At 65.5% G+C, this 20,073-nt stretch carries 16 protein-coding genes; 13 read left to right on the top strand and 3 right to left on the bottom strand.

What is annotated here, in order from left to right; all coding sequences use genetic code 11:
* Positions 1–43: 43 nt before the first annotated feature.
* Together hemL and thiD are read right to left on the bottom strand one after the other, a co-directional pair.
* Complete coding sequence (hemL, locus tag ACOYR4_RS19085) at positions 44–1,354, bottom strand: glutamate-1-semialdehyde 2,1-aminomutase (RefSeq protein ID WP_422847694.1); 1,311 nt, start codon at positions 1,352–1,354, stop codon at positions 44–46.
* Positions 1,338–2,297 carry a bifunctional hydroxymethylpyrimidine kinase/phosphomethylpyrimidine kinase gene (thiD, locus tag ACOYR4_RS19080; RefSeq protein ID WP_422847693.1) on the bottom strand — a complete coding sequence of 320 codons (960 nt, stop codon included), beginning with the start codon at positions 2,295–2,297 and terminating at the stop codon, positions 1,338–1,340. The genes hemL and thiD overlap by 17 nt, the downstream gene beginning before the upstream one ends.
* 94 nt (positions 2,298–2,391) lie before the next feature.
* Between thiD and ACOYR4_RS19075 the strand changes: the two genes are divergently transcribed.
* The 7 genes from ACOYR4_RS19075 to ACOYR4_RS19045 all read left to right on the top strand — a co-directional run bounded on the left by ACOYR4_RS19075 (position 2,392) and on the right by ACOYR4_RS19045 (position 13,843).
* On the top strand, positions 2,392–2,565 hold the full coding sequence (locus tag ACOYR4_RS19075; protein ID WP_082753119.1) for a rubredoxin: 174 nt from the start codon (positions 2,392–2,394) through the stop codon (positions 2,563–2,565).
* Positions 2,566–2,624: 59 nt separating this feature from the next.
* Positions 2,625–3,023: a response regulator gene (locus tag ACOYR4_RS19070; RefSeq protein WP_060984016.1), complete on the top strand. Its 399-nt coding sequence runs from the start codon at positions 2,625–2,627 to the stop codon at positions 3,021–3,023.
* On the top strand, positions 3,023–3,388 hold the full coding sequence (locus ACOYR4_RS19065) for a response regulator (RefSeq protein ID WP_007853160.1): 366 nt from the start codon (positions 3,023–3,025) through the stop codon (positions 3,386–3,388). The genes ACOYR4_RS19070 and ACOYR4_RS19065 overlap by 1 nt, the downstream gene beginning before the upstream one ends.
* Before the next feature lie 15 nt (positions 3,389–3,403).
* A complete protein-coding gene (locus ACOYR4_RS19060; RefSeq protein ID WP_422847692.1) occupies positions 3,404–3,931 on the top strand; it encodes a chemotaxis protein CheW in 528 nt (175 codons plus the stop codon).
* Between the two features lie 21 nt (positions 3,932–3,952).
* Complete coding sequence (locus ACOYR4_RS19055) at positions 3,953–6,241, top strand: methyl-accepting chemotaxis protein (protein WP_209818236.1); 2,289 nt, start codon at positions 3,953–3,955, stop codon at positions 6,239–6,241.
* 51 nt (positions 6,242–6,292) lie between these two features.
* Positions 6,293–12,562, top strand: a complete 6,270-nt coding sequence (locus tag ACOYR4_RS19050; protein WP_291443821.1) for an Hpt domain-containing protein — start codon at positions 6,293–6,295, stop codon at positions 12,560–12,562.
* A gap of 108 nt (positions 12,563–12,670) precedes the next feature.
* Entirely contained in the window at positions 12,671–13,843 is a 1,173-nt protein-coding gene (locus ACOYR4_RS19045; protein ID WP_422847691.1) for a PilT/PilU family type 4a pilus ATPase, read from the top strand.
* Between the two features lie 32 nt (positions 13,844–13,875).
* Here the strand turns inward: ACOYR4_RS19045 and ACOYR4_RS19040 are convergent, their stop codons facing one another.
* Positions 13,876–15,360, bottom strand: coding sequence for a cryptochrome/photolyase family protein (locus ACOYR4_RS19040; protein WP_422849690.1), 1,485 nt, complete (start codon positions 15,358–15,360; stop codon positions 13,876–13,878).
* 21 nt (positions 15,361–15,381) lie between these two features.
* Here ACOYR4_RS19040 and ACOYR4_RS19035 point away from each other — a divergent pair, with 21 nt between their 5' ends.
* The 6 genes from ACOYR4_RS19035 to ACOYR4_RS19010 all read left to right on the top strand — a co-directional run bounded on the left by ACOYR4_RS19035 (position 15,382) and on the right by ACOYR4_RS19010 (position 20,045).
* Positions 15,382–15,981 (top strand): YqgE/AlgH family protein, encoded by a 600-nt coding sequence (locus tag ACOYR4_RS19035; protein ID WP_015015583.1) that lies wholly within the window; start codon positions 15,382–15,384, stop codon positions 15,979–15,981.
* Entirely contained in the window at positions 15,978–16,409 is a 432-nt protein-coding gene (gene ruvX, locus ACOYR4_RS19030; protein WP_110960191.1) for a Holliday junction resolvase RuvX, read from the top strand. Before ACOYR4_RS19035 ends, ruvX begins: the two co-directional genes overlap by 4 nt.
* On the top strand, positions 16,406–16,930 hold the full coding sequence (gene pyrR, locus ACOYR4_RS19025; protein WP_015015581.1) for a bifunctional pyr operon transcriptional regulator/uracil phosphoribosyltransferase PyrR: 525 nt from the start codon (positions 16,406–16,408) through the stop codon (positions 16,928–16,930). Before ruvX ends, pyrR begins: the two co-directional genes overlap by 4 nt.
* Positions 16,931–16,942: 12 nt before the next feature.
* Complete coding sequence (locus tag ACOYR4_RS19020; protein WP_015015580.1) at positions 16,943–17,905, top strand: aspartate carbamoyltransferase catalytic subunit; 963 nt, start codon at positions 16,943–16,945, stop codon at positions 17,903–17,905.
* Positions 17,906–17,984: 79 nt separating this feature from the next.
* Positions 17,985–19,280 carry a dihydroorotase gene (locus ACOYR4_RS19015; protein ID WP_209818242.1) on the top strand — a complete coding sequence of 432 codons (1,296 nt, stop codon included), beginning with the start codon at positions 17,985–17,987 and terminating at the stop codon, positions 19,278–19,280.
* Positions 19,281–19,307: 27 nt separating this feature from the next.
* Complete coding sequence (locus ACOYR4_RS19010; protein WP_422847690.1) at positions 19,308–20,045, top strand: lysophospholipid acyltransferase family protein; 738 nt, start codon at positions 19,308–19,310, stop codon at positions 20,043–20,045.
* Positions 20,046–20,073: the final 28 nt, after the last annotated feature.

Below are 20,073 nucleotides of genomic sequence, written 5' to 3'. Positions count from 1 at the left end.
CCAAATTGGCAGTAAGCGCTAGTGCAATATGCGCAGGTAGCTATTATTTTGAGAGCGTCTTGAACACTTCGCGCGCAGCAGTCACGGTGGCTGCCACATCGTCGGCGGTGTGGGCGGCGCTCACAAAACCGGCTTCGTACAGGGCCGGTGCAATGTAGATGCCCCGGTCCAGCAGGCCGTGGAACAGCTGGTTGAAGCGTGCGCTGTCGGTCTTGAGCACCTGGGCGTAGTTTTGCGGCAGTTCGGGCAGCAGGAAAAAGCCGAACATGCCGCCCTCGCAGTCGCCGCAGAACGGCACCCCCTCTGCCGTGGCGGCGGCTTGCAGCCCATCGACCAGCGAGCGGGTGCGGGCCGACAGCGCATCGAAAAAGCCGGGCTTTTGGATCTCGCGCAGCGTGGCCAGCCCGCATGCCGTGGCCACCGGGTTGCCCGACAGCGTGCCCGCCTGGTACACGCCGCCCAGTGGCGCGAGGTGTTCCATGATGGCGCGCGGGCCGCCAAAGGCCGCCAGCGGCATGCCACCGCCAATCACCTTGCCCAGCACGGTGAGGTCGGGTTGGAAGCCGGGGATGCTCTTGGCGTACACGCTTTGGGCGCTGCCCAGGGCCACGCGGAAGCCCGTCATCACTTCATCCAGCACCAGCAGCGCACCGTACTCGGTGCACAGCTCGCGGCAGCGTTTCATGAACGGCACGCTGGCGCGCACCAGGTTCATGTTGCCCGCAATGGGTTCGATCATCACGCAGGCCAGCTCCTTGCCGTGCAGGGCAAAGGCTTCTTCGAGCTGCGGGATGTTGTTGTATTCGAGCACGATGGTGTGCTGCACCACTTCGGGCGGCACACCGGCGCTGGTGGCATTGCCAAACGTGGCCAGGCCCGAGCCGGCCTTGACCAGCAGCGAGTCGGCATGGCCGTGGTAGCAGCCTTCGAACTTGATGAACTTGCTGCGGCCCGTGGCGCCGCGCGCGAGGCGAATGGCGCTCATGCCCGCTTCAGTGCCCGAGCTGACCAGGCGGATCATCTCCATCGAAGGGACCAGGCTCAGGATCTCTTCGGCCAGCTCCACTTCGCGCTCGGTGGGTGCGCCAAAACTGAAGCCTTCGAGCGCGGCCTTCTGCACGGCCTCCAGCACCGCCGGGTGGCCGTGGCCGAGGATCATCGGGCCCCAGGAGCCGATGTAGTCGATGAAGCGCTGGTCGTTCGCATCCCAGAAGTAGGCGCCTTGCGCACGCTTGACAAAGCGGGGTGTGCCTCCGACCGCCTTGAAGGCCCGCACGGGCGAATTCACGCCTCCGGGGATCAGCGCCTTGGCGCGTTCGAACAGGGGGATATTGAGATCAGTGCTTGGTGTCATGGGGTGGCATCACAAAACCCTCCAGGGCCTGTGTTTCGTCAATCGTGGGTTCTTCTTCGTCGCCGCCGGTCTCGTCGTCCTCGGGCTGTGCCCAGAACATGCGGTCGGGCACGATGTGCCCCATGCCGGGGCGAAAGCCTGCATCCAGGCAGCGGTCCAGATAGCCCAGTGCTTCGCTGGTGGCTTCGCCCAGATCGTTGCCGGCGGCCACCAGGGCCGTGAGGGCTGCTGACAGGGTGTCGCCTGCACCGGAGAAGGTGGCATCGAACAGCTCGAACTTGCCACTGCCCAGCACGGTCTGCGGCGAGGCCAGCACGTTCTCGACAAACTGCTCGGGCAGCGGGATGCCGGTGACCAAGGTGTAAGGCACGCCCATCTCGGAGGCGGCACGGGCAATGTCACGGGCGGTGGGGCTGCGCTCGCCCGTCCAGTCCGGCAGCAGCCAGCGCCACAGGGTGCTGTGGTTTCCAACCAACACCGAGGTCTGGGGCAGCAACAGCTCGCGGAAGGCGTCGAGGTACTCGTCTATCAGCTCGTCGCGCCACCAGGACAGGTTGGGCATGTAGGCGATCACGGGGACTTCGTCGTAGTCGGTCGTGATCTCGGCAATGGTGCTGATGTTCTCGGTGCTGCCCACAAAGCCGACCTTGATCGCCTGCACGGGAAGGTCTTCCAGCACCGCGCGCGCCTGCTCGGACACCGCCTCGTCGTCGAAGCTGAAGTGGTCAAAAATCTGAGCCGTGTCGCGGGCATAGGCCCCGGTGACCACGGCAATCGGGTGTCCGCCGACGGAGGCGATGGTGGTGATGTCGGCGGTCAGTCCGCCCGCTCCACTGGGGTCGCTGGCGTTGAAGACCAGCACACAGGCCGGGCTCGCTTCCTCCGCGTCATCGTCGTCAATATCTGGGATTTCGGAGGGGGGAAGGGAGGCTTTGGTGGTCATGGACCAGATCCTGCTGGAGGGGTGGCACGGAAGCTGCAGGCCGCGGAAATCGCTAGATACAATCGTTGCATTCTATGTGAAGGCCCTTTAAGCTGTGACCGACTTTAAAACTTGGATGTGTTTGATTTGCGGCTGGATTTATGACGAAGCGGCGGGGTCTCCCGAGCACGGCATTGCACCCGGCACGCCCTGGGATCAGGTACCGATGAACTGGACTTGCCCAGAATGTGGCGCCCGCAAGGAAGATTTCGAGATGGTCCAGATCTGAGGCGCTTCAGCACCATTCGCTGCTGCGTTGTTTATTTTCTCCATCGGGAGCAGTGACAATTGACTACAACAGGCGCATCTTTCAAAGTGCTCGTGGTGGATGACAGCAACACCATCCGTCGAAGCGCCGAGATTTTTCTCAAGCAGGGGGGGCACGAAGTCTTGTTGGCCGACGACGGCTTTGATGCTTTGGCCAAGGTCAACGATTACCAGCCTCAGCTGATTTTCTGCGACATCCTCATGCCCAAGCTCGACGGGTACCAGACCTGCGCCATCATCAAGCGCAACGCCCGTTTTGCGGATACCCCGGTGGTCATGCTGTCCTCCAAGGATGGTGTGTTCGACAAGGCGCGCGGGCGCATGGTCGGCTGCCAGGAATATCTCACCAAGCCGTTTACCAAAGACCAGCTGTTGCAGGCCGTGCAGCAGTTTGGCAATTCCCAACAAGGAGCCCTCTAATGCCCATTCAGAAAGTATTGGTCGTCGACGACTCGAAGACCGAGTTGATGTTTTTGACGGACCTGCTTCAGAAAAAAGGCATGCAAGTCCGTACTGCAGAAAATGCCGAAGAGGCATTTCGCCGTCTGGCCGAAGACAAGCCCGATCTCATCCTGATGGATGTAGTGATGCCCGGCCAAAATGGCTTCCAGCTCACGCGTGCCATTACCCGCGACCCCCTTTACGCTGATGTGCCCATCATCATGTGCACCAGCAAGAACCAGGAAACCGACCGTGTCTGGGGCATGCGCCAAGGTGCGCGCGGCTACATCACCAAGCCGGTGGACCCCGCAGAGCTGCAGGCCAAAATCGACGCTCTGAACTGAGGCAGCGGCGCGCTCATGGCAAACCGCGAAGCCCTACGGGAGCTCCAGACCCGACTTGCCAGCCGCTTGCAGGCTGCAAGGTCCGAAGGTACGTCCGTGTCCTCCTGGCTGGCTGTAGAGTCCGCCGGGAATTCCTATTTGCTGCCCCTGGGGCAGTCCGGGGAGATCTTCCCCTGGGTGTCGGTGCAGGCCGTGCCTTACACCCAGAGCTGGTTTCTGGGCGTGGCCAACCTGCGCGGTGGCCTGGTGGGGGTGGTGGACCTGGCGGGTTTGCTCGGTTCCACCGTACCGCGCACCGAGCAAGCCTTGTCCGAGGCCAGCCTGCTCGCGTTCAACGCCGCGCTCGACGTCAATGCCGCCCTGCTGGTGGACCGCCTGGCCGGGCTGCGCGGCACGGACGCGTTTGTGTCGTCCGAACCGCCGGCCGAGGATTCGCCCAGCTTCTTCGGCACCACCTATATCGATTCCAGTGGCACACGCTGGCAGGAGCTGAACTTGCAGATCCTGTCCCAACATCCCGCTTTCCTGAGCATCAGTGCTTGAGTTTTTCTGTAAGGCTGCACCATGTCCGTCGTCAATCAATTTGGAAAACTGTTCAACCGGAAACCCGCCACGCCTGATACCGGCGCAGCCACCGGCGCGACCGACGATGGGCAGGACCTCCTGGCCACGGGAGCCCTGGATGGCTCGCAACTGCGCGACTCCTACCAGGCCGAAGCCATGAACAGCGTCCAGGGCGATCCCGACGGCTACACGCCGGAACTGACCGCGCCCGAAGCGGAAGAAGACCTCATCAGCCTGCCCTTGCTGGGCCGCTCGACCGCTGCCGGCCATCAGCGCCGGCTGCTGGCCTTGCTGGCCGTGGGGGTGGTGGTGCTGGCACTGATCGCCGGTTGGGTGCTGCAGCAGGCCGATCGTTCCGCGCAACAACTGGCGGCTACCGGCCAGTCGCTGATGCAGTCGCAACGTCTCGCCAAGTCGGTGTCGCAGGCGCTGGTGGGTAGTCCACAGGCGTTCCCGGACGTGGTGGAAAGCTCGGGCGTGTTGGCCCGCAACGTGCGCGCCCTGAATTCGGGTGACAACGAGCTGGGTGTGCAGTCGCTGGGCGAACCCTTCAAGCCCGATCTGGATGCCGTCAACCCCCTGATGGAGCGCGCGGAGCGCAATGCCAGCGTGGTGATGGGCCAGCAAAAGATCCTGACGCAGGTCGGTGATGCTCTGCGCACCATCAACCGCCAGTCGTCCGACCTGCTGGAAATCGCTGAAACGGTGTCGTCGCTCAAGCTGCAGCAAAACGCTCCTGCGGCAGAAATCTCTGCCGCAGGCCAGCTGGTGATGTTGACCCAGCGTATCGGTAAGTCTGCCAACGAGTTCCAGACCATGGAAGGCGTGAGCCCCGAGGCCGTGTTCCTGCTGGGCAAGGACTTGAACTCCTTCAAGGAAATTGCACAAGGCCTGCTGGAAGGCAGCCCCGAGTTGCGCCTGTCGGCCACCAAGGACGCGCAGACCCGCGAGCAGCTGGAGGCTCTGATCAAGCTGTACGAACAGACCCGTACCCAGGCCAGCGCCATTCTGGGCAACCTGCAAGGTCTGGTGTCTGCCCGTGAAGCGCAGTCCGCCATCATTGCCGACAGCGAGCCCCTGCGCCGCCAACTGGAAGGCCTGCAGAGCAAGCTGTCCGCCCAGACCGGTCTGGGCGCCGGCCAGTTCGCCGCTCTGGCGCTTGCTGGCTTGTTCGTGCTGCTTTGCGGTATCGGTATTTCGCGCGTTCAGCTGCTGGACAGCCGTGGCCGTCAGGCAGCTGCTGAAAACCAGCAACGCGACGCCAAGCGCCAGGAGCAGGAAGCCAAGCGCGTCAACGACGCCAACCAGGCCGCCATTTTGCGTTTGATGAACGAATTGCAGTCGGTTGCTGAAGGTGACTTGACGCAAGAAGCCACGGTGACGGAAGACATCACCGGCGCTATTGCCGACTCGGTGAACTACACGGTGGAAGAGTTGCGCCAGCTGGTGGGCAGCGTGCAGAACACGGCGACCCGCGTGGCGCAGACGACCGCTCAGGTGGACAACACCTCGACCGAGCTGCTGGCAGCATCGACCGAGCAGCTGCGCGAAATTCGCGAAACCGGCCGCTCCGTTCTGGACATGGCGACCCGAATCAACGAGGTGTCCACACAGGCGCAAGAGTCCGCCACGGTGGCCCGTCAGTCGCTGCAAGCTGCGGACTCGGGTCTGCAGGCCGTGCAGAACGCCATCGGCGGTATGAACTCCATCCGCGACCAGATCCAGGACACCTCCAAGCGGATCAAACGCCTGGGCGAATCGTCGCAGGAGATCGGTGAAATCACCGAGCTGATTTCTGACATTACCGAGCAGACGAACGTGCTGGCTCTGAACGCCGCCATTCAGGCCGCGTCTGCCGGTGAAGCCGGTCGCGGCTTCTCGGTGGTGGCGGAAGAAGTGCAGCGCCTTGCTGAACGCTCCGCAGACGCTACGCGCCAGATCTCGGCGCTGGTGAAAGCCATTCAGACCGACACCCAGGACGCCGTGGCCGCTATGGAGCGCTCCACGCAGGGTGTGGTGGAAGGGGCTCGGCTGTCCGACAGCGCCGGTACCGCACTGACCGAAATCGACCGCGTGTCGCGCCGTCTGGCTGAACTGATTGAGCAGATTTCGTCTTCGACTTCCCGGGAAGCTGTTCTGGCCAACGAAGTGGCCGACAACATCCAGCACATTTTTGCGGTGACCGAACAGACGGGTGAAGGTACCCGCACGACTGCGCAACAGGTGCGCGAGCTCTCGCACATGGCCGAAGAACTGCGCCAATCGGTGGCACGGTTCAAGATCGCCTGACGCAGCAGTTAGTCATCAACCAGCTGGCTCATTGCAGCCGGGGACGAATCCATGTCATCTATTGATGTCAACAATGCACCGGCCGCCGACGGGACCCAGGGAGATCAGGACCTGGGTCCTTTGGCTTGGGTGCTTGACGAGCTGCGCAAATCCCTGGACGGTGCCGTCAAGGCGATGCGTCGCTTTGTGCGTGATGCCGAGGTAGCACGCGAGTCCGATCTGGCGGCGCTGGACGCTGGCCCCTTGCGCATTGCACGCCAGCAGTTGCACCAGGCCTGCGGCGCGCTGGAAATGGTGGGCATGGGCCCGCCCGCGCTGGTGCTGCGGTCTATGGAATCGGCGGTGCAGAAGTTTGTTCAGCGCCCCGAGACCTGCAGCGATGACGCTGCCGCCGTTATCGAGCGTGCCAGTTTTGCGCTGATCGAATACCTGGAAACCGTGCTGGCCGGCAAAGCCGTGTCGCCCGTGGCGCTGTTTCCGCAATACCGTGATGCGCAGGCCCTGGCGGGTGCTGATCGTGTTCACCCCGCAGACCTGTGGCCGGTGGAACGCCGTTTCCGCGAGCCTGAAGGCGCGGTGTCGCTGCCTCCGTTGCCTTATGGTCCCGAGGCGCGTGCGCGGCTGGATGCTGCAGTGCTGCGCATCGTCAAGTCGGGTGATCTGAAGGCCGCCCTCAGCTTGCGCGACACCTGCCTGGGCTTTGTGGCTGCCCAGACGGACCGGCAGGCTCGCGCGTTCTGGAAAATCTGCGCGGGCTTCTTCGATGCCTTTGGCTCAGGGCTCTTGCCGCCGGATGTGTACGTGAAGCGCGTGGCGTCCCGTGTGCTCATGCAGTACGCCACCCTGGCCAAGGGTGATCCGACGATTGCCGACCGGCTGGTGCAGGATCTGCTGTTCTTCTGCTCGCAGGCGCGGGTGGCAGATCTCCCGGATGACGCTGCGCCATCGCTGCGGGCGGTTCGCCAAGCTTTTGCGTTGGACCGGTTCAAGCCGGTGGACTACGAGACCGCCCGCTTTGGCCGTTTTGACCCGGCGGTGCTGGCCCAGGCGCGCAAGCGCATTGCCTCCGCCACGGAAACCTGGTCCGCCCTGGCGGGCGGTGACCGCAACAAACTCAAGCCAGCCGCAGACCAGTTCAGTCTGGTGTGCGATTCGCTGCGCAAACTCCATCCCGGTAGCGAGAACCTGGCGCAAGCGCTGACGCGTGCCCTTGATTCCACCACCCGATCGGGTGAGCCTCCATCGCCCGCGTTGGCCATGGAAGTGGCCACCTCGGTGCTGTATCTGCAAGCGGCTTTTGAAGAGCTGGACACGGCGGACGAGCAGATGGAAGCCCGCGCCAGCCGTCTCGCAGAGCGTCTGGACGCGGTCACGGCAGGTGCCGAGCCCGAACCGCTCGAACAATGGATGGAAGAGCTGTACCGCCGGGTCAGCGACAACCAGACCATGGGCAGCGTGGTCGATGAACTCAGGGTGACCCTGGGCGAGGCCGAAAAGGCCATGGACCAGTTTTTCCGGAATCCCAAGGACACCGGCGTGTTGGCGACCGTGCCAGGGCATCTAGCGCAAATGCGTGGCGTGCTGTCGGTGCTGGGGTTGGACCAGGCGTCGCTGGCCGTGGTTCGCATGCGCGACACGGTGGAGCGTCTGCTGATCAATGAAGTGCCCGAAGAAGAACGCCAGGGCGCATTTGAAAAGCTGGGCAACAGCCTGGGAGCCTTGGGCTTCCTGATCGACATGCTGAGCTACCAGCGCACCATGGCGCGCAAGCTTTTCGTCTACGACGAAGATCTGGGCGAGTTGCGCATCCTCATGGGCAAGACCCGTGCGCGCGCCTCCGATGCGGTGGAAGAAGCGCCCGCCAAGCTGGAAGAGCGTTCAGCCACCGTGGTGCCCGACGTGATTCCCCGGTTCCCTGTGCAGGAGCCTGCCAGCGAGCCCACGGACTTTGCGCCGTTCCCTGATTTTGATTCGGCCCCTGCGGCCGATGCTGGCGTGGCGGCTGAGCCCGCCGGCCTGGCCCCGGACATTTCTTTTGACGTTCCGGCCCCTGCCGTGGTGGCCCCTGCGCCAGCCGAGGCGGCGTCCCCGGTGCCCGCCGCTGCGCCCGCCGCAGTGCCCGATGTGGAAGACGAACTGCTCGACGTGTTCCTCGAAGAGGCGCGCGAAGTGGTGGTGAACGGCCTGGCTGCCATCGAGCAGCTGCGGGGCGAGCCCGGTGACCTGAGCGAGCAGACCACACTGCGTCGTGCGTTCCATACGCTCAAGGGCAGTTCGCGCATGGTGGGGCTGAACGACTTTGGCGAAGCCGCGTGGTCGATGGAGCAGGTGCTCAACGTCTGGCTTGCCGAACAAAAGCCCATGCAGCCCAGCTTGCTGCAGTTGTCGACCGATGCCCTGCATGCCTTCAGCAGCTGGGCCGATGACATCGCTGCAGGCCGGGCGACGGGCTGGGACCCCGAGTCCTTCCGTCGATCTGCCGACGCCATGCGTCTGGACGGCACATTGGTGCCGCTGGCCATGGCCTCTGGCGGCACTGCCGCGCTGGAGCCCGTCCTGGACTCGGCAGTGGCAGACGTCGCAGAGGAGCCCGCACCGGAGCCGACCATGGCGGCGACGGCCCTCCCTGCTGATACGCTCGAAGACGAACTGATGGTGCCGGACTTCCAGGCCACCGAGATCTCGGACCATGTGCCCGAACAGCCTGCCGAAGCTGCCAGCGCTGCGCCAGAGGTGGCCGAGGAGATCGACTTCTCCGTGTTCACCGCAGCACTCAACGAGTCCGCTCCCGAGCCCGCACCGGCGGTGGATCCGTCCAGCGCAGACTTCGTACTCGACCTGGAGCTGCCCGATCTGGAACCCGTGTCGGCCGAGACGCCTGCGCCAGCAATGGCTCACGCAGAGCCCGTCGACGCGCCGCTGGAAGTCCCCGCAGACGCTCTGGGCGACGAATTCCTGCTACCGGAAGACCTGGTGCTCGACGCGCCCGAACCGGAAACCGGGGTGGTCACGGAGGCCAGCGTTCCTTCGGACGGGTTGGAAGCGCTGGATGTGGCCGAGCTGGAGAAGCTGCTGGAGGCCGAGTCGGCCGAGGCTGCTGCACTGCAGGCACCTGCCCCCGAGGACGTTGCCGAGGCAAGTCCCGAAGCCTTGCCAGACGACCTCGCTGAAGCAGAGTCCGCGCAAGACGTGGCGAATCTGCTCGATGCCCTGCCGCAGGAAGAAGGCGGCAGCGACGATGCCGTCAAGGTCATCGACACGCTGCGCATTGGCATCCCGCTCTACAACGTGTACCTGAATGAGGCTGATGAATGGTCTCGTCGCCTGGTGACCTGCTTGCAGGAATGGGCGCTGGAGCTGCACGAGCCGCTGCCTGACACGGCCGTGGCCTTGTCGCACTCGCTGGCCGGCAGTTCGGCCACGGTAGGCTTCACCGCGTTGTCCGAAATGGCCCGCGTGCTGGAGCACACGCTGCAGCATGTGCAATTGCAGTCGGGGGGCACCGAGGAACAGGCGGCCGCCTTCATGGCAGCGGCGGAAGACATCCGTCGCCTGCTGCACCAGTTTGCTGCCGGGTTCCTCAAAGAGCCCAGCCCGGAAGTGCTGGCCCAGCTGCGCCAGATTCTGGAAACCGAGGTGGTCAGCACCCAGTCTCCGCCCGAAGAGGATGCGCAGGCCTACCTCGACGCCGCCGAGCAGGAAGCGTCCGAAGCTGCCGCTGCCGAATTGGCACCAGAGCCGGTGGCGAAGGCGCCCGTCGCGGATGCCGAGCCAGAGCCAGCTGCACCTGCCGTGCCCGAGCCCGTGTCCGCACCTGCCGTGGGCCATGTGGCCCCCGCGCTGTCTGCGGTCATCCACGACCATGATCAGCACATTGACGATGCCATCGCGCACGCCATTGCCTCGATCCCGGACGCGGACGACGACATCGATGCGATCGACGTCATCGACCCTGACCTGTTCCCCATCTTCGAAGAAGAGGCGGCCGAGTTGCTGCCCCAACTGGGTGGTGCGCTGCGCCAGTGGGCCTCGCGCCCCGACAACCTCAGCGCCCGCAGCGAAGTGTTGCGGGCCCTGCATACGCTCAAGGGCAGTTCACGACTGGCCGGTGCGATGCGCCTGGGCGAAATGGCCCATCGGCTGGAATCTGCGATCGAACAACTGGACGCAGAGACCGTCACGGCCGACCAGATCGAGCCGCTGCAAGGTAGTTTCGACGGCCTGCAAGCCAACTTCGAGGCACTGCGTGCCATTGGTCAGGCTCCCTCGGACGGTGTGGTGGCCTTGCCGGTGGAAGCCGTGCCTGCCGCCCGCGCCAGCGTGGCGGATGTGTCGGAGGCTTCCGTCCCGTCGGTGGCCGCACCGTCTGCCAAGCCGGTGGCGATGACGGCCCCGGCCGTGCGCCTGCCAGGACCCTCGCAACTGGCGCCCCTGCGCGTGGCGGCCAACCAGTCGGTGCGCGTGCGTGCACAGCTGCTGGACCGCCTGGTCAACCAGGCGGGCGAGGTGATGATCAGCCGTTCGCGCCTCGACGCGCGCCTGGGCCAGTTCCGCAGCTCGCTCACCGATCTGTCGGGCAACCTGGACCGCTTGCGCCAGCAATTGCGCGACATCGAGGTGCAAGCCGAGTCGCAGATGCAGTCGCGCCTTGCGCTGTCCAAGGACTCTGCGGCAGGCTTCGATCCGCTGGAGTTCGACCGCTTCACCCGGGTGCAGGAGTTGACCCGCATGATGGCCGAGTCGGTCAACGACGTGGCCACGGTGCAGCGCAATCTGCAACGCGCCATGGAAGGCGCCGAAGACGACCTGATCGCCCAGGGCCGCCAGGCGCGTGAGCTGCAGCGCGATCTGCTGCGCACCCGCATGGTGGAGTTCGAAGGCATTGCCGAACGCCTGTACGCCGTAGTGCGCCAGGCCTCCAAGGAAACCGGCAAACAGATCAAGCTGGACATCACCGGCGGCTCCATTGAAATGGACCGTGGCGTGCTGGACCGCATGACACCCGCCTTCGAGCACTTACTGCGCAATTGCGTGGCCCACGGCATCGAAGAGCCCGAGGTCCGCATGGCGGCCGGCAAGCCGGCGTCGGGCACCATCACGGTGGACCTGCACCACGAAGGCAATGACGTGTCGGTCGAGTTCCGTGATGACGGTGCGGGCCTGAACCTGCCGCGCATCCGCGAAAAGGCCCTGTCCCAGGGCATCGTGGAACCCGGCGTGGAGCTGAGCGATGCTGACGCCGCCAACCTGATCTTCATGCCGGGCTTCTCGACGGCCTCGGAGGTCACGGGCCTGGCAGGTCGTGGCATCGGCATGGACGTGGTGCGTGCCGAAATCAACGCACTCGGCGGCCGCATTGAAACCACGACCGAGGCCGGTAAGGGCGCTGCGTTCCGCATGGTGCTGCCGCTGACCACGGCGGTGACGCAGGTGGTGATGCTGCGCTCGGGCGATCTGGCGATCGGGGTTCCGGCCAACGTGGTCGAGATCGTTCGCCGCACGTCGGCCCCCGACCTCGCAGAGGCGTATCGCACCGGTGTATTTGACGACGGCATGGAGAAGATCCCGTTCTTCTGGTCGGGAGCCCTGCTGCAGTCATCCGCCCGCAGCACCGAGCCAGCGGGCAAGACCCGCCCGGTGGTGATCTTCCGAAGCGCTGCCCAGCGCGTGGCCATGCACGTGGACGAAGTGCTGGGCAACCAGGAAGTCGTGGTGAAGAACCTGGGGCCGCAGTTGTCCCGTCTGCCAGGTCTGGCGGGCATGTCTGTGCTGGCCTCGGGTGCCGTGGTACTGATCTACAACCCGGTGGCCTTGGCCACGGTGTATGGCGACCAGGTGCGTGCGGCCAGTGCCGATATGGCGCCAGCACCCGACACCCCCGCTGCCAGCGGTACGGGCAAAGCCGTGGTGTCCCAGCAGTTGTCGGGTCCGAGCCAGGTGCCTTTGGTGCTGGTGGTGGACGACTCCATCACGGTGCGCCGCGTGACGCAGCGCCTGCTGCAGCGCGAAGGCTACCGTGTGGCCCTGGCGGCAGATGGTCTGCAGGCGCTGGAGCGTCTGCAGGAAGAGCGCCCGACGGTGGTTCTGTCCGACATTGAAATGCCGCGCATGGACGGCTTCGATCTGGCGCGCAACATCCGTGCGGACGGTGCCTTGCGTGATCTGCCCATCATCATGATCACCTCGCGCATTGCTGAAAAGCACCGCGAGCATGCGATGGAACTGGGCGTGAACCACTACCTGGGCAAGCCGTATTCGGACGAAGAGCTGCTGAGCCTGATCCAGCACTACGCCCGCATCGCCGCAGCGGCCGAGGCCTGACACCATGCAGGCCCACTCCCGACCCTGCGAGTCAGCCTGGGTCGGGAGTGCTCATTCATCACCATCGCTTGTGTCCCGTGCATGGATACGGCGGACCGAGTCTCCGTGATGGACCCGCTGACACCATCCCCGCCCCCCGATCCCCGGCTGCTGGCTTGCCTGGCCCTGGTGGCGCGCGAGCGGGCTTCGGACCTGTTTCTGATGGCAGGTGCAGCGCCCACCATCAAGCGGCAGGGCGCCTTCATCCCCATTGCGCAGCAAGTGCTCTCAGCCGACGATGTGCGGCAAATGGCCTATTCCATCCTGCGGGAGGCCCAGCGCAAGGAGTTTGAGGCCACGATGGAATGTGACCTCTCGCTGCAGACCGCCGATGGCGAGCGCTTTCGGGTGAATGTGCACATGCAGCGGGGGCAGGTCGGCATGGTGATTCGCCATGTGATTGCGCGGATTCCCACGCTGGAAGAACTGGGGTTGCCGCCCGTGCTTCAGCGGCTGGCGTTTCTCAAAGGGGGATTGGTGTTGACGGTGGGCTCGGCAGGCTCAGGCAAGACCACCACGCTGGCTGCACTGCTGGACCATCGCAACACGCACACCGGCGGGCACATCCTCACGGTGGAAGACCCCATCGAATACCTGCACAGCCACAAAAAATCCCTGGTGACGCAACGCGAGGTAGGGCTCGATACCCTGTCGTATGACGAAGCGCTGCGCCGCGCCATGCGTGAGGCGCCTAACGTGATCATGATTGGCGAGATCCGCGACCGGGCCACCATGCAGCACGCGCTGCACTACGCCGAATCCGGCCACCTGTGTGTGTCCACCCTGCACGCCAACAACGCCAACCAAGCCGTGCAGCGCATCGTCAACTTCTTCCCCGAGGATGCGCACCGCCAACTGCTCATGGACCTGTCGCTCAACCTGCGCGCCGTGATTGCGCAGCGGCTGGTCCAGGGGCTTGCGGGCCATCTGGTACCCGCTACTGAGATCATGCTGCTGACGCCCTATGTGGCCGAGCTGATCCAGAAGGGGCAGATCGACGAACTCAAGACCGCCATCACCCGCAGCGGCGAGCAGGGCATGTGGAGCTTTGACCAGTCGCTGCTGGGCATGGTGGAGGCGGGCGCGATATCGCCCGAAGAAGCCATCGCCAACGCGGACAACCGCACCGATGTCCGCTTGCGGCTGCGGCTGGCCGCGGGGGCCTCGCTGGGCGGCGAGGGCATGCAGATGGCGCCGGAGGAACCCCCGCCGGACGAACTACCGCCCACGACACATCGCTGACCCCCCGTGTGCCCTGCTCAACAGGGCGGGTGTTACCCCCCGGCCGTCTTGACGACGGCGTAGCGCTCCAGCGTGCGCTGCCGCGCTGCGTCATGCTCCACCACGGGCAGGGGGTAGGTGTCACCCAAGCGTACCCCCGCCTCCTGCAACTCCAGCGGCCGCGCCAGCCACGGGGCGTGCAGCGCCTTGGTGGGAAGCGCTGCGAGCAGGGGCAGGTAGCGGCGGATGAACTTGCCCTCCGGGTCGAACTTCTCGCTCTGGCTCACCGGGTTGAAGATGCGGAAATAGGGCTGGGCGTCGCACCCGCTGGAGCTGGCCCACTGCCAGCCGCCGTTGTTGGCGGCCAGGTCGAAGTCATTGAGGTGCGTGGCAAAGTAGGCCTCGCCGCGCCGCCAGTCGATGCCCAGGTCTTTCACCAGAAAGCTGGCCACTACCATGCGTAGGCGGTTGTGCATGTAGCCCGTCTGGTTGATCTGCGCCATGGCGGCGTCCACCAGCGGGTAGCCGGTGCGGCCCTCGCACCAAGCGGCAAACAGGGCATCGGCTTCGGGGCCGGTCTCCCAGGCGATGGCGTCGTAGGCCGGCTTGAAGCTCTGGCCCACCACATGCGGGTGGTGGTGCAGGATCTGGAAATAGAAGTCCCGCCAGATCAGCTCACTGAGCCAGGTCGTGGCTCCGGGGTTGCCTTCCAGCATCAGGCGGTGCGCCGTGCGCGCGAGCAAGCGCGGCGAGATGGTGCCAAACCGCAGGTGCACGCTCAGGTAGCTGGGCCCTTTCACTGCCGGAAAGTTGCGCGTGTCCTCATACCGCTCGATGCGGCCCAGAAAATCGTCGAACAGCTGCTGTGCGCCCCGGGCTCCCGTGGGCAGGCGCAGCTGGGACAGGGCCGTGGGCTCAAACCCGAGGTCCTGCAAGGTGGGCACAGGCTGGCATTGGGCCTCAGGGCGCGCTGCCAGATGGTGGGCGTGGCGCTCCACCGGATAGCTCTTGAGCTGGAACGCATCGATCTTCTTGAGCCACGCATTCTTGTACGGCGTGAACACGCTGTACGGTTTGCCGGTCTGCGTCAGCACCTCGCTGCGCTCCAGCAGGGTGTGGTCCTTGAAGGTGTGAAAGGCCTTGCCGGCCGCCGCCAGGCGCGTGCGTACCAGGCCGTCGCGGTCCAGCGCCTGGGGTTCATCGTCGTGGTTGGCAAAGACAGCCTGCACGTCCAGGGCGCTGGCCAGGGCCGGAATGGCGTCGCTGGCCACCGCGTGCCACACGATGAGGCCGCCCCTTTCCTGCCCCGAAAGCGCGCGCAGCGTGTCATCCAGCTCCACCAGCGACTCGCGGATGAACTCCACCCGCCGGTCGGCGCGGGGCAGGGCGTCGAGGATGTCCTTGTCGAACACAAAGGCGCAGAACACCTGCTCGCAGCGCGTCAGCGCGTGGTACAGGGCGGCCTGGTCGTGGGCGCGCAGGTCGCGGCGGAACCAGACCAGGCCGCGGGGGTAGCGGGGCTCGGGGGAGGGGGGCATGTTCACCGTTAAAATTGCGGGATGTCTTTCGATTCTGCGCCCATCAACCTGACGCATCATTTCCTGATCGCGATGCCCGGCCTGGAAGATGAGTCTTTTGCGCGCAGCGTCGTCTATCTGTGCGAGCACAGCGAGCGCGGTGCGCTCGGCCTCATCATCAACAAGCCCACCGATATCACCCTCAAGGGCCTGTTCGACAAGGTGGACCTGTCCCTGCGCCGCGAGGACCTCACCAAAGAGCCCGTTTTCCAGGGCGGCCCGGTGCAGACCGAGCGCGGTTTTGTACTGCACGAACCCATGCTCATGGACAAGGGGGAAACCGACGAGTCGGCCTATGCCTCCACCATGACCATCCCCGGCGGCCTGGAGATGACCACCTCCAAGGACGTGCTCGAAGCGCTGTCTACAGGCGCAGGCCCCCGCCGCGTGCTCATCACGCTGGGGTACTCGTCCTGGGGCGAGGGGCAGCTCGAATCGGAGCTGGCCGAGAACGCCTGGCTCACCGTGGCGGCCGATCTGTCGGTGATCTTCGATACCCCCGTGCCCGAGCGTTACGACCGGGCCCTGTCGCTGCTGGGCCTGCAGGCCTGGATGCTGTCGCCCGAGGCGGGGCACGCATGACCGGCGTGCCCGTTCAGTCGATCCAGCCGCCAGCCGTTCCTGCGCATTTCCAGACCTTTCTTGCTTTTGACTTTGGCCTCAAGCGCACGGGCGTGGCCTCGGGCAACCGCATGCTCAAGAGCGCCACGCCCCAGCGCACCATCCAGGCCGAGGGCGACGCCCGTTTTGCCCAGGTGGCCGAGCGCATCAAGGAATGGCAGCCTGACGCTTTGGTGATCGGCGTGCCTTACCACCCGGACGGCGCAGCCCACGAAAACACCGCACGTGCGCTCAAGTTCGGGCGCCAGTTGCGTGGCCGCTTTGGTCTGCAGGTGTTTGAGGTGGACGAGCGCTACAGCACCACCGAAGCCATCGCTGGTGGCGCCAAGGATGCCGACGCGGCCTCGGCCTGCATCATCCTGGAACAGTTTTTGAGGAATCTTCCATGACCACCCCATCCCCCGGAATGTCCGGCAGCCTGGTGCTAGACGCCGAGGCGCTGTACCGCGAACTGCTGCGCGGCGTGCGCAGCATGCTCACCCCCACCACGCGCCTGGCGGGCATTGCCTCGGGCGGTGCCTGGCTGGCCGAGCGCCTGCAAAAAGACCTGGGCCTGGAAGGGCCCGCCGGTGTGCTCTCGTCGGTGATGCACCGCGACGACTTCGCGCAGCGCGGCCTGTCGGCCAGCGCACAGACCGCGCTGCCGTTTGATGTGAACGGAGCCGACGTGCTGGTGCTCGACGACGTGCTTTACACCGGCCGCACCATCCGCGCCGTGCTCAACGAGCTGTTCGACTACGGCCGCCCCGCCAGCGTGCGCCTGGCCGTGCTGGTGGACCGGGGTGGGCGCGAGCTGCCCGTGCAGGCCGACTTTGCCGCCGCGCGCGTGGCGCTGCCCGCCGCCCAGTCGCTGGCCCTGGCGCGGGGCGACAGCGGCACCTTCCAATTCCAAGTCCAGGACAAAGACTAAAGAGGCCCGACCGTGCTGCACAAGCGCAACCCCCAACTCAACAAGAACGGCGAGCTGATCCACCTGCTGTCCATCGAGGGCCTGCCGCGCGACATCGTCACGCACATCCTCGACACGGCCGCCAACTTCGTGAGCGTGAACGACCGCGAAGTGAAGAAGGTGCCTCTGCTGCGCGGCAAGAGCGTGTTCAACCTGTTCTTCGAGAACAGCACGCGCACCCGCACCACCTTCGAGATCGCGGCCAAGCGCCTGTCGGCGGACGTGATCAACCTGGACATCGCGCGCAGCTCGGCCAGCAAGGGCGAATCGCTGCTCGACACCATCGCCAACCTGAGCGCGATGGCGGCCGACCTGTTCGTGGTGCGGCACAGCGAGTCGGGTGCGCCCTACCTGATCGCCCAGCACGTGGCGCCCCATGTGCACGTGATCAACGCCGGCGACGGCCGCCATGCCCACCCCACGCAGGGGCTGCTGGACATGTACACCATCCGCCACTACAAAAAGGACTTCAGCAACCTCACCGTGGCCATCGTGGGTGACGTGCTGCATTCGCGTGTGGCGCGCTCCGACATCCACGGCCTCACCACCTTGGGCTGTGCCGAAGTGCGCGTGGTGGGCCCGCGCACCCTGGTGCCCAGCGACATGGCGCAGATGGGCGTGCGCGTGTGCCACACGCTCGAAGAGGGCATCAAGGATGCCGACGTGGTCATCATGCTGCGCCTGCAGAACGAGCGCATGAGCGGCGCGCTGCTGCCGTCCAGCCAGGAGTATTTCAAGAGCTTCGGTCTCACGCAGGAAAAGCTGCAACTGGCCAAGCCCGATGCCATCGTGATGCACCCCGGCCCCATCAACCGCGGCGTGGAAATCGACTCCGCCGTGGTCGATGGCAAGCAGAGCGTGATCCTGCCGCAGGTGACCTTCGGCATCGCGGTGCGCATGGCGGTGATGTCCATCGTCGCGGGGAATGAAGCGTGATCCGTCGGGTGAATGCTCCTGTTTTAGTAGCTGTTAGCGCATATATCACCGGCGCTATCGGCCTATTTGGCTTGAAATCATGAAGATACTGATCCAGAACGGCCGTGTGATCGACCCCGCCTCGGGCCTTGACCAAACCTGCGACATCGCGCTGGCGGCAGGCCGCATCGTGGGGGTCAACCGTGTGCCTCCTGACTTTGCGCCCAACCGCACCATCAACGCTGCCGGCTGCATCGTGCTGCCCGGCCTGGTGGACCTGGCTGCGCGCCTGCGTGAGCCGGGCCACGAGCACGAAGGCATGCTCGAATCCGAAATGGCTGCCGCCGTGGCCGGTGGCGTGACCAGCCTGGTCTGCCCGCCCGACACCGACCCCGTGCTCGACGAGCCCGGCCTGGTGGAGATGCTCAAGTTCCGCGCCGAGAAGCTGCACCAGTCGCGCCTGTTCCCCCTGGGCGCGCTCACGCGCGGTTTGGCCGGCGAGGTGCTGACCGAGATGGCCGAGTTGACCGAATCCGGCTGCGTGGGCTTTGGCCAGGCCGAGGTGCCGCTGGCCAGCACCCAGGTGCTGCAGCGCGCGCTGCAATACGCCGCCACCTTTGGCTACACGGTGTGGTTGCGCCCGCAGGAGATGCACCTGGGCAAGGGTGTGGCCGCCAGTGGTGCGCTGGCCACGCGGCTGGGCCTGTCGGGCGTGCCCGTGGCGGCCGAGACGATTGCGCTGCACACCATTTTTGAACTGCTCAAGACCACCGGCGCGCGCGTGCACCTGTGCCGCCTCAGCAGCGCTGCGGGTGTTGAGTTGGTGCGCCGCGCCAAGGCCGATGGCCTGAAAGTCACGGCCGACGTCAGCATGAACTCGCTGCACCTCACCGAGAACGACATCGGCTTCTTTGACAGCCGCGCGCGCCTGACGCCGCCGTTGCGCCAGCAGCGCGACCGCGACGCCCTGAGCGCGGCGCTGCTCGATGGCACCATCGATGCGCTGGTGTCCGACCACACCCCGGTGGATGAAGACGCCAAGACCCTGCCGTTCGCCGAGGCCGAACCCGGCGCCACGGGCCTGGAGCTGCTGCTGTCGCTGGCACTCAAGTGGTCGCAGGACAGCGGCGTGCCCTTGCAGCGCGCGCTGGCCGTGGTCACCGCCGAGCCCGCACGCGTGCTGGGCAACGCGCTGGGCACCTTGCAGGCCAGCGTGGGCCAGATCGTGGAAGGCGGCGTGGGTGACCTCTGCATCTTCGACCCGCAGGCCGCCTGGACGGTGCAGGACGACGCGCTCGCCAGCCAGGGCAAACACACGCCGTTCTCGGGCTACGAGCTGCCCGGCCGCGTGCGCATGACCCTGGTGGGCGGACAGGTCGCTTTCGACCGCAGCTGAGACGACTCAACGCGATAAGGCCCAGCCGTGAAGTTCCTGCGCGCCAGCTGGCGCCTCTTGCGGCTGCTGGGCCATATTGCCAAGGGCCTGTGGATCGTGGCGCTGCGGTTTCCGTCGCTGTCGCCGGAACAGCAACACGCCCGCGTGCAGGTGTGGTCGATGGAGCTGCTGGCCCATGCGGGCATCAGCCTGCGCATCCTCGGGCGGCCCCCGGTCACCGGCCCGGTGATGCTGGTGGCCAACCACATCTCGTGGCTCGACATCCCGGTGATGCACGCCGCACGGCACTGCCGTTTTGTCTCCAAATCCGACGTGCAGGCCTGGCCGCTGATCGGCACCCTGGCCACGGCCGCTGGCACGCTCTACATCGAGCGCAGCTCGCGCCGCGATGCGCTGCGCATGGTTCGGTCCATGCAAGAGGCGCTGGAGCGTGGCGAAGTGCTGGCCGTGTTCCCCGAGGGCACCACGGGTGACGGGCGCGAGATGCTGCCCTTCCACGCCAACCTGTTGCAGGCTGCCGTAGCCGCGCAGGCACCGGTGCAGCCCGTGGGGCTACGCTTTGCCGACAAGGCCACCGGCGCCACCAGCTTCGCACCCAGCTACATCGGCGATGAAACCCTGGTGGGCTCGATCTGGCGCACGCTCAGCGCCCCGCCCATCGAAGCCGTGGTGCACTACGGCACGCCCGAGCTGGCGGGCGAGCGCGACCGCCGCACCTGGACGCAGCACCTGCACGACACCGTCGACAAGCTGCGCAAAGCCTGAGAACGCTCGCAGGCTTCGGGTCCTGCGC

The organism is Acidovorax sp. M14 (assembly GCF_049331375.1).
Taxonomy (GTDB): Bacteria; Pseudomonadota; Gammaproteobacteria; order Burkholderiales; family Burkholderiaceae_C; genus Acidovorax.
The sequence above is the reverse complement of the archived record's forward strand: the minus strand, read 5'-3'. Positions and strand labels throughout refer to the sequence as shown.